Origin of the sequence: Novosphingobium sp. (assembly GCF_040079535.1) — a bacterium.
Lineage (GTDB): Bacteria > Pseudomonadota > Alphaproteobacteria > Sphingomonadales > Sphingomonadaceae > Novosphingobium.
Map to the genome: position 1 here is coordinate 1 of NZ_JBEBKB010000066.1, position 6,528 is coordinate 6,528.

Annotated in this window: 6 protein-coding genes; 2 read left to right on the forward strand and 4 right to left on the reverse strand. The window is 59.9% G+C overall.

Translation table 11 applies throughout. The features are described from left to right. Window positions 1-232: 232 nt before the first annotated feature. Window positions 233-400 (reverse strand): 50S ribosomal protein L33, encoded by a 168-nt coding sequence (rpmG, locus tag ABL914_RS13425; RefSeq protein ID WP_391563694.1) that lies wholly within the window; start codon window positions 398-400, stop codon window positions 233-235. A gap of 138 nt (window positions 401-538) precedes the next feature. Then, on the reverse strand, window positions 539-1,330 hold the full coding sequence (ppk2, locus tag ABL914_RS13430) for a polyphosphate kinase 2 (RefSeq protein ID WP_391563695.1): 792 nt from the start codon (window positions 1,328-1,330) through the stop codon (window positions 539-541). A gap of 105 nt (window positions 1,331-1,435) precedes the next feature. Between ppk2 and phhA the strand changes: the two genes are divergently transcribed. Beyond that, window positions 1,436-2,359: a phenylalanine 4-monooxygenase gene (phhA, locus tag ABL914_RS13435; RefSeq protein ID WP_391563696.1), complete on the forward strand. Its 924-nt coding sequence runs from the start codon at window positions 1,436-1,438 to the stop codon at window positions 2,357-2,359. Here the strand turns inward: phhA and ABL914_RS13440 are convergent. Then, window positions 2,356-3,162: an undecaprenyl-diphosphate phosphatase gene (locus ABL914_RS13440; protein ID WP_391563697.1), complete on the reverse strand. Its 807-nt coding sequence runs from the start codon at window positions 3,160-3,162 to the stop codon at window positions 2,356-2,358. The two genes, phhA and ABL914_RS13440, sit on opposite strands and share 4 nt — an antisense overlap. Next, on the reverse strand, window positions 3,163-5,004 hold the full coding sequence (locus ABL914_RS13445; RefSeq protein WP_391563698.1) for an ABC transporter transmembrane domain-containing protein: 1,842 nt from the start codon (window positions 5,002-5,004) through the stop codon (window positions 3,163-3,165). Between the two features lie 165 nt (window positions 5,005-5,169). Here ABL914_RS13445 and ABL914_RS13450 point away from each other — a divergent pair, with 165 nt between their 5' ends. Next, window positions 5,170-6,414: a polyhydroxyalkanoate depolymerase gene (locus ABL914_RS13450; protein ID WP_391563699.1), complete on the forward strand. Its 1,245-nt coding sequence runs from the start codon at window positions 5,170-5,172 to the stop codon at window positions 6,412-6,414. Window positions 6,415-6,528: the final 114 nt, after the last annotated feature.

Below are 6,528 nucleotides of genomic sequence, written 5' to 3' on the forward strand. Positions count from 1 at the left end.
CCGGCCAGCGATCGAAAGGTGGAAATTGCGATGTTCATGCCAAGCCTGCTAGCGCGGTGGGCTTGAACTCGCAATGAATTGGCAAACATCCAGCTGACGCTTGATACAACACCAGCCCGCTCCCCCGGCCCGACCACTCGCAGATTGTACCGTTGGGGTGGTCGGGCCGGGGGAGCGGGCTGGCTTTGCAAGCCAATCGCGAAGGCGATTGGCGCACCAGGCCGAATCGCCCTTACTTGATCTTGGCTTCCTTGAACTCGACGTGCTTGCGCACCACCGGGTCATACTTGTTGAAGCTCATCTTTTCGGTCGTGTTGCGCGGGTTCTTCTTGGTGACATAGAAGAAGCCGGTGTCGGCGCTCGACACCAGGCGGATTTTGACGGTTGCGGGCTTCGCCATGGCTCTTGTCCTGAACTCTTGATTCGGGCGGTAAAGCCCATGAAACTACGCTGTAAAGCATTGGGGCAGCACTTACGCACCGCCCCGGAAGGCCGCGCCAATGCGTCAGGACCGGCCCAAAGTCAAGGGAAAGCGCGCTCAGTCCGTGCGCTTTGCGTCCTTGTACGCAGCGATCGGTTTCAGTACCGTAAAGCCTTCTTTTGAAGGAGCGTGCCCCAGTGGCGGCAGCTCGATCGCTTCAGGATCAACATGGGTGTCAGGCAGCCGATCAAGCAGATCGCGAATCAGGGTCAGCCGGCCGCGCCGCTGATCGTTGAAATCAATCAGGGTCCACGGCGCGGCCTTGGTGTGGGTGGCCTCCAGCATTTCTTCACGGGCCAGCGTATAGGCATCATATTTTTCACGCGCGGCCACATCCACCGGCGAAAGCTTCCAACGCTTTAGCGGATCTTCAAGCCGTTCCTGAAAGCGCAATTCCTGTTGTTCTTGATCGGTGGTCAGCCAGTATTTGAACAGCAAGATGCCATCATCGATCAACTGCTGCTCAAATACCGGCGCGGCCTTTAGGAACGCATCAACCTGCGCCGGGGCGGCAAAACCCATCACTTTTTCTACCCCGGCACGGTTGTACCAACTGCGATCAAACAGCACCACTTCGCCGGCGGCGGGCAGGTGTGCCACATAGCGCTGGAAGTACCATTGGCTCTGTTCACGGGTCGATGGTTTGGGCAATGCGGCAATGCGGCATTGGCGCGGGTTAAGCGGCTGGGCCACAGCCTGGATCGCGCCGCCTTTCCCTGCCGTATCGCGTCCTTCAAATAGCACCATGATCCGTGCACCCGTGGCCGCCGCCCAGCGGGCCATGGCAACCAGCTCTTGCTCGAGCGGGGCATAGAGTGCTTCGAACTTCTTGCGTTTAAGGTGCTTCATCGGGTCCCGTTCCTTTTCATGCAGCAGATTGTGCGCATAAATTCCGCTGCGCAACCTGCCGAAAATTGATTGCCGTCCCGTTTCGGTAAAGTTACAAATGCAACCATGTCTCAAACCGATTTTGCACAGCTGCCAGCTCTGGGCCCTGATTTGTTCACCGCGCCGCTCAAGTGTCCGGCCCATGTTGGGGAAGATTGGCTGGAGCCGTTCCAGCACGCCTATGGCCCAGATGAGAACGCAGTGTGGGATCTCTTGTTTGCCCGCCAGCTTCAGATTTTGCCTGGCCGGGCCGCCAGCGCCTTTATCGCCGGGCTCGACAAGCTTGATCTTGGCCGGGGCGGGGTGCCCGAATTCGGCAAGCTTTCAGAAGATCTGGGCCAACTGACCGGCTGGTCGGTGGTGCCAGTGCCGATGCTGATCCCGGACCATGTGTTCTTCTGGCATCTGGCCAACCGCCGTTTTCCGGCCGGCAACTTCATCCGCACCCGCGATAGCTTCGATTATATTCAGGAACCCGATGTATTCCACGATGTGTTCGGCCATGTGCCAATGTTGGCCGATCCGACGTATGCCGATTACATGCAGGAATATGGCCGGGCCGGGTGGAAGGCGATGCGCTATAATCGTTTGAAGGCGCTTGGCGCGCTTTATTGGTACACGGTCGAATTCGGGCTGATCCTCGAAGCGGAAGGATTGCGGGCCTATGGTGCGGGGATCCTTTCGGGGCCAACCGAGGCTGTGTTCTGCCTTGAAGCACAAAGCCCGAACCGGATCATGCTAAACGTCGATCGGGTGATGCGGACCGACTATGTGATAGACGATCTGCAACCCAGCTATTTTGTGATCGAGAGCTTCGAGGAATTATACCACGATACCGTCGATCGCGATTTTGACCGGCTCTACCGCTCGCTAGGAGCCGGCTTTACTTACGCCAACACCGCGGTAATCGACATTGACGATGTGCTGCACCGCGGAACGCAAGAGTATTCCTTGCGCGGCGGGCGGGGCAGCGGCGCGCAGCCGGTTTAGCTTAGTAGATATATTGCCAATGCCCCGGCTGCGATCCGGTACCAGGCGAACGGAGCAAACCCGGCGCGGCTGACATAGGCCACGAACAGCTTGATCACAGCCAGCGCAACCACAAAGCTAACGGCAAAGCCCACCGCAATTTCGCTCCAGCCGACCAACCCGCTGCCGTCCATCAATGCGGCATGGCTATCCCACAATTCCAGCGCGGTTGCCCCCAGCATGGTCGGGATCGCCAGGAAAAAGCTGAATTCAGCCGCGGTCCGGCGCTCGATCCCCATCGCCAGCGCACCCATGATTGTCGCGCCTGACCGACTGACGCCGGGAATCATCGAGATGCATTGCACAAAACCCACGCCTAATGCTTGCCGCGCGGGCAATTGTGCCACGCTGGTGGGCGGCCCCGGTTTGGCCAAGCGCTCGATCGCCAGAATTGCGATCCCGCCCAGGATCAATGCCCAGCCGACCACGGCGGGGCTGCCCAGCAAAACGTCGATATAGTCCTTCAGCGCCAGCCCGATCACCGCGGAAGGCAGAAAGCCCAACAGGATGTTGCGGACAAAAGCCAGGCTTTCGGTGCGCAGCTTCAGCAGGCCCAGGCCGACCGCCCAGAATGTCCGCCAGTACTGCACGACCACAGCCAGGATCGCGCCAAGCTGGATCACAACGTTAAACGCGGCCCAGGTCTTGGCATCATATCCGAACACTTCGGTCGCCAAAATCAGGTGGCCGGTTGATGAAACCGGAATAAATTCGGTTACGCCTTCGACAATGCCCAGCAGGATTGCAGTGACAATCGGGTCCACCTAGCTGTCTCCACCAGCGGCGAACGCCTTGTCATCGAACTGCAGCGAGGCCAGGCGAGCATAGAGCCCGCCGGCTTTGGTCAGTTGCTTGTGGGTCCCGGTTTCGACCATGCGGCCCTTGTCCATCACCACGATCCGATCGGCCGCACGGACTGTTGCCAGGCGGTGCGCGATGACCATCGTGGTCCGGTTTTTCATCAGCTGTTCAAGCGCATCCTGCACCAGCCGCTCGCTTTCAGCGTCAAGCGCAGACGTGGCCTCGTCCAGCAACAGGATCGGGGCCTCGCGCAAGACTGCGCGCGCAATAGCGATTCGCTGGCGCTGGCCGCCAGAAAGCCGCGCGCCGCCTTCGCCCAGGAATGTATCCAGCCCTTCGGGCAGTTCGCGCAGGAATGCTTCGGCATTCGCGGCGCGGGCCGCTTCCCAGATCTGCTCGTCGCTGGCTTCCCAGTTGCCATAGCGCAGGTTGTCACGGGCATTTGCGGCAAACAGCACGCCTTCCTGTGGGACAAGCGCCATCCGGCGGCGAATTTCGGCTGGATCGACTGAAACCAGCGGCACCCCATCCAGTTTGATGGTTCCGGCCTGCGGATCATAGAATCGCTGGGCCAACTGAAACAGCGTGCTTTTGCCAGCTCCTGATGGGCCAACCACGGCCACGGTCTCGCCCGGTTCGATTGTCAGCGAAAAGTCGGCCAGTGCAGCGTGTTCAAGCCGGGTCGGATAGCGGAATGAAACATTCTCAAACGCCAGCATTCCGCGGGCGTGTGCGGGCAGGGTTAGCGGGCGGGCAGGCGCGGCAATCGCGGGCTGTTCGTTTAGCAGTTCGGTCAGCCGGCCGGCTGCCCCGGCACCGCGCAGCAAATCGCCGTAGATTTCGGTCAGCGCGCCAAACGCGCCTGCTACAATCAGCGATGCGAAGACAAAGCCAGCAATTGTACCGGTGCTCATCTTGCCCTCGGCCACCTGGATCGCCCCTTCCCACAGCAACAACACAATCCCGCCCATCACCTCTACGATGACGATCGATGTCATGATTGCGCGGATTCCAAAGCGCCGTTTTGCCGCCGCAAAGGCCTGTTCGACGATTGCCGTAAAGCGCGATTGTTCACGCGCTTCCTGGTTAAAGGCTTGCACCACCCGCATCGCGCCCAGCACTTCTGACGTGCGAGAGCCGACATCGGCGATCTTGTCCTGGCTGGATCGGGATGCCTTGCTGACCATCCTGCCCAGCCAGACGATCGGCACGATGATCAGCGGAATCCCGATCAGGATCCGCAGCAGCATCGCTGGTGCCAGAAAGAACAGATAGACGATCCCACCGATCCCGGTGATCGCATTGCGCAATGCGAAGGATACTGATGTGCCCACCACCTGCTCGATAATCGCGGTATCCGCGGTCATCCGTGATGAGATTTCACTGGGGCTATTGGCCTCAAAAAAGCTGGGAGGCAGGCGCAAGAGGTTGGCCTGCACCTTTTCGCGAATGTCGGCGATCACCCGTTCACCCAGCCACGAGACAAAATAGAACCGTACCGCCGTGGCGATGCCCAAAATCCCGGCAATCATCAGCAGATACTGGAACGAACTGTTGATCGAGGTGATGCTGGAGCCGGCACCAAATCCCTTGTCGATCATGATCCGGATGCGTTCGGGGATCGCCAGGGTGCAGGCTGAAGTTGTCAGCAGCGCGGCCAGCGCAAACAGCAGTTGCCTTGGATACTTGCCGGTTTCGCGGGCGACCATCCCCAAGGGGCCAAGGCTGCGCGCAGGCTTGGGCTCGCTGAGAGCAGGGGTTTCAGTGGGGGCTTCTGGCGCAGCGCCGGAGGGGGCGGAACTCATGCCGCGGGCCCTAGCACAGCGCCCGCGCCCGCGTAAGCGATTAAGTGGCTCCCCCGAACCCATTGTGCGCCGCAATGCAAATTTGTGCATTGCACAATAAGCCGATTGCGCGCACCATCAGGTGCAAATGTCCGGAACAGCCGGGCCAGCAGGGGTAACTGGACAGTGCTTTACACCGCACATGAATTGCAGCGTTCGTGGCTCAACAGCGCCAGCGCCTGGGCCTCGGTCGGCGCGCAGATGCTGAACAATCCAGCCCTGCCGTTTGGCTATGCCGGAGCCGGGCCGATCATGGCGTCGGCGCTTGAAGTGTTTGCACACTCCACCGCCAGCTATGGCAAACCGGCCTTCGATATCGAAACGGTTGAGGTGGATGGCGCAACCCACCCAGTCACCGAAGCGATCGTGATGCACCGCCCTTGGGGCAACCTGCTGAAGTTTAGCCATGCCGGCCTTGCATCAGATGCACCCAATCTTCTGATCGTTGCCCCGATGAGCGGACATTTTGCCACTTTGCTGCGCGGTACCGTCGCACGGATGGCCGAACGCGCTACCGTTTATGTAACCGATTGGGCCGATGCCCGGATGGTCCCGCTTGCCGAGGGTGAGTTCGATCTGGACGATTACATCGATTATGTGATCAGCTTCCTCGAACACATCGGGGAAGGCGCGCACGTTCTGGCGGTTTGCCAGCCTTCGGTTCCGGCGCTGGCCGCAACCGCGATCATGGCTGATGCCAGGAACCCATGCCGGCCGTTGACGCTGACCATGATGGGCGGCCCGATCGATACCCGCGAAGCGCCTACGTCGGTCAACGATCTGGCCATGCAGCGCCCGATCGAATGGTTCCGCCATACCGTGATTGCCACCGTGCCATTGCAGTATCCGGGCGCTGGCCGCCGGGTCTATCCGGGCTTTTTGCAGCTGGCGGGGTTCATGTCGATGAACCTGGGCAATCACATGCTTAGCCACTGGCACATGTTCAAGCATCTGGTCGAAGGCGCCGATGAAAGCGCCGATGCAACCAAGGACTTTTACCAGGAATACCGTGCAGTCTGTGATCTGAACGCGGCCTATTACCTGCAAACCGTCGAAGAGGTGTTTCAGAAGCATTCGCTTGCAAACGGTACATTCGTGCACCGCGGCAAGCTGGTTGATCTGGCCAAGATTAAGGATACCGCGATCCTGGCCGTTGAAGGCGAGCGCGACGATATTTCGGGGATAGGGCAGACCAAGGCAGCCCTGCACTTGGCCAGCGGGCTTGCCGCTTCACGCAAGAAGTATCACCTCGCCCCCGAAGTAGGCCACTATGGCATCTTCAATGGCAGCAAGTGGCGTGACAAGATTGCGCCGGTTCTGGAAGATTGGATGGCTCAGCACGGCAAAGGGCGGCTGAAAGCTGTCGCTTAGGCTGGGTGAAAGCACCACCGGCCCGCTCCCCCTCCCGGCCACCCTATCTTAGGTTAGCCCGGCATTAGGTAGCAACGGCAGAAAGTCCGAGCGCGCCTAGCCGGGCCTCGGCGG

Excerpts from the sequence above, each read along its gene's own strand:
- ppk2 (WP_391563695.1), bottom strand. The coding sequence starts at position 1,330 with ATGAAGCACCTTAAACGCAAGAAGTTCGAAGCACTCTATGCCCCGCTC.
- phhA (WP_391563696.1), top strand. The coding sequence starts at position 1,436 with ATGTCTCAAACCGATTTTGCACAGCTGCCAGCTCTGGGCCCTGATTTG.
- rpmG (WP_391563694.1), bottom strand. The coding sequence starts at position 400 with ATGGCGAAGCCCGCAACCGTCAAAATCCGCCTGGTGTCGAGCGCCGAC.
- ABL914_RS13445 (WP_391563698.1), bottom strand. The coding sequence starts at position 5,004 with ATGAGTTCCGCCCCCTCCGGCGCTGCGCCAGAAGCCCCCACTGAAACC.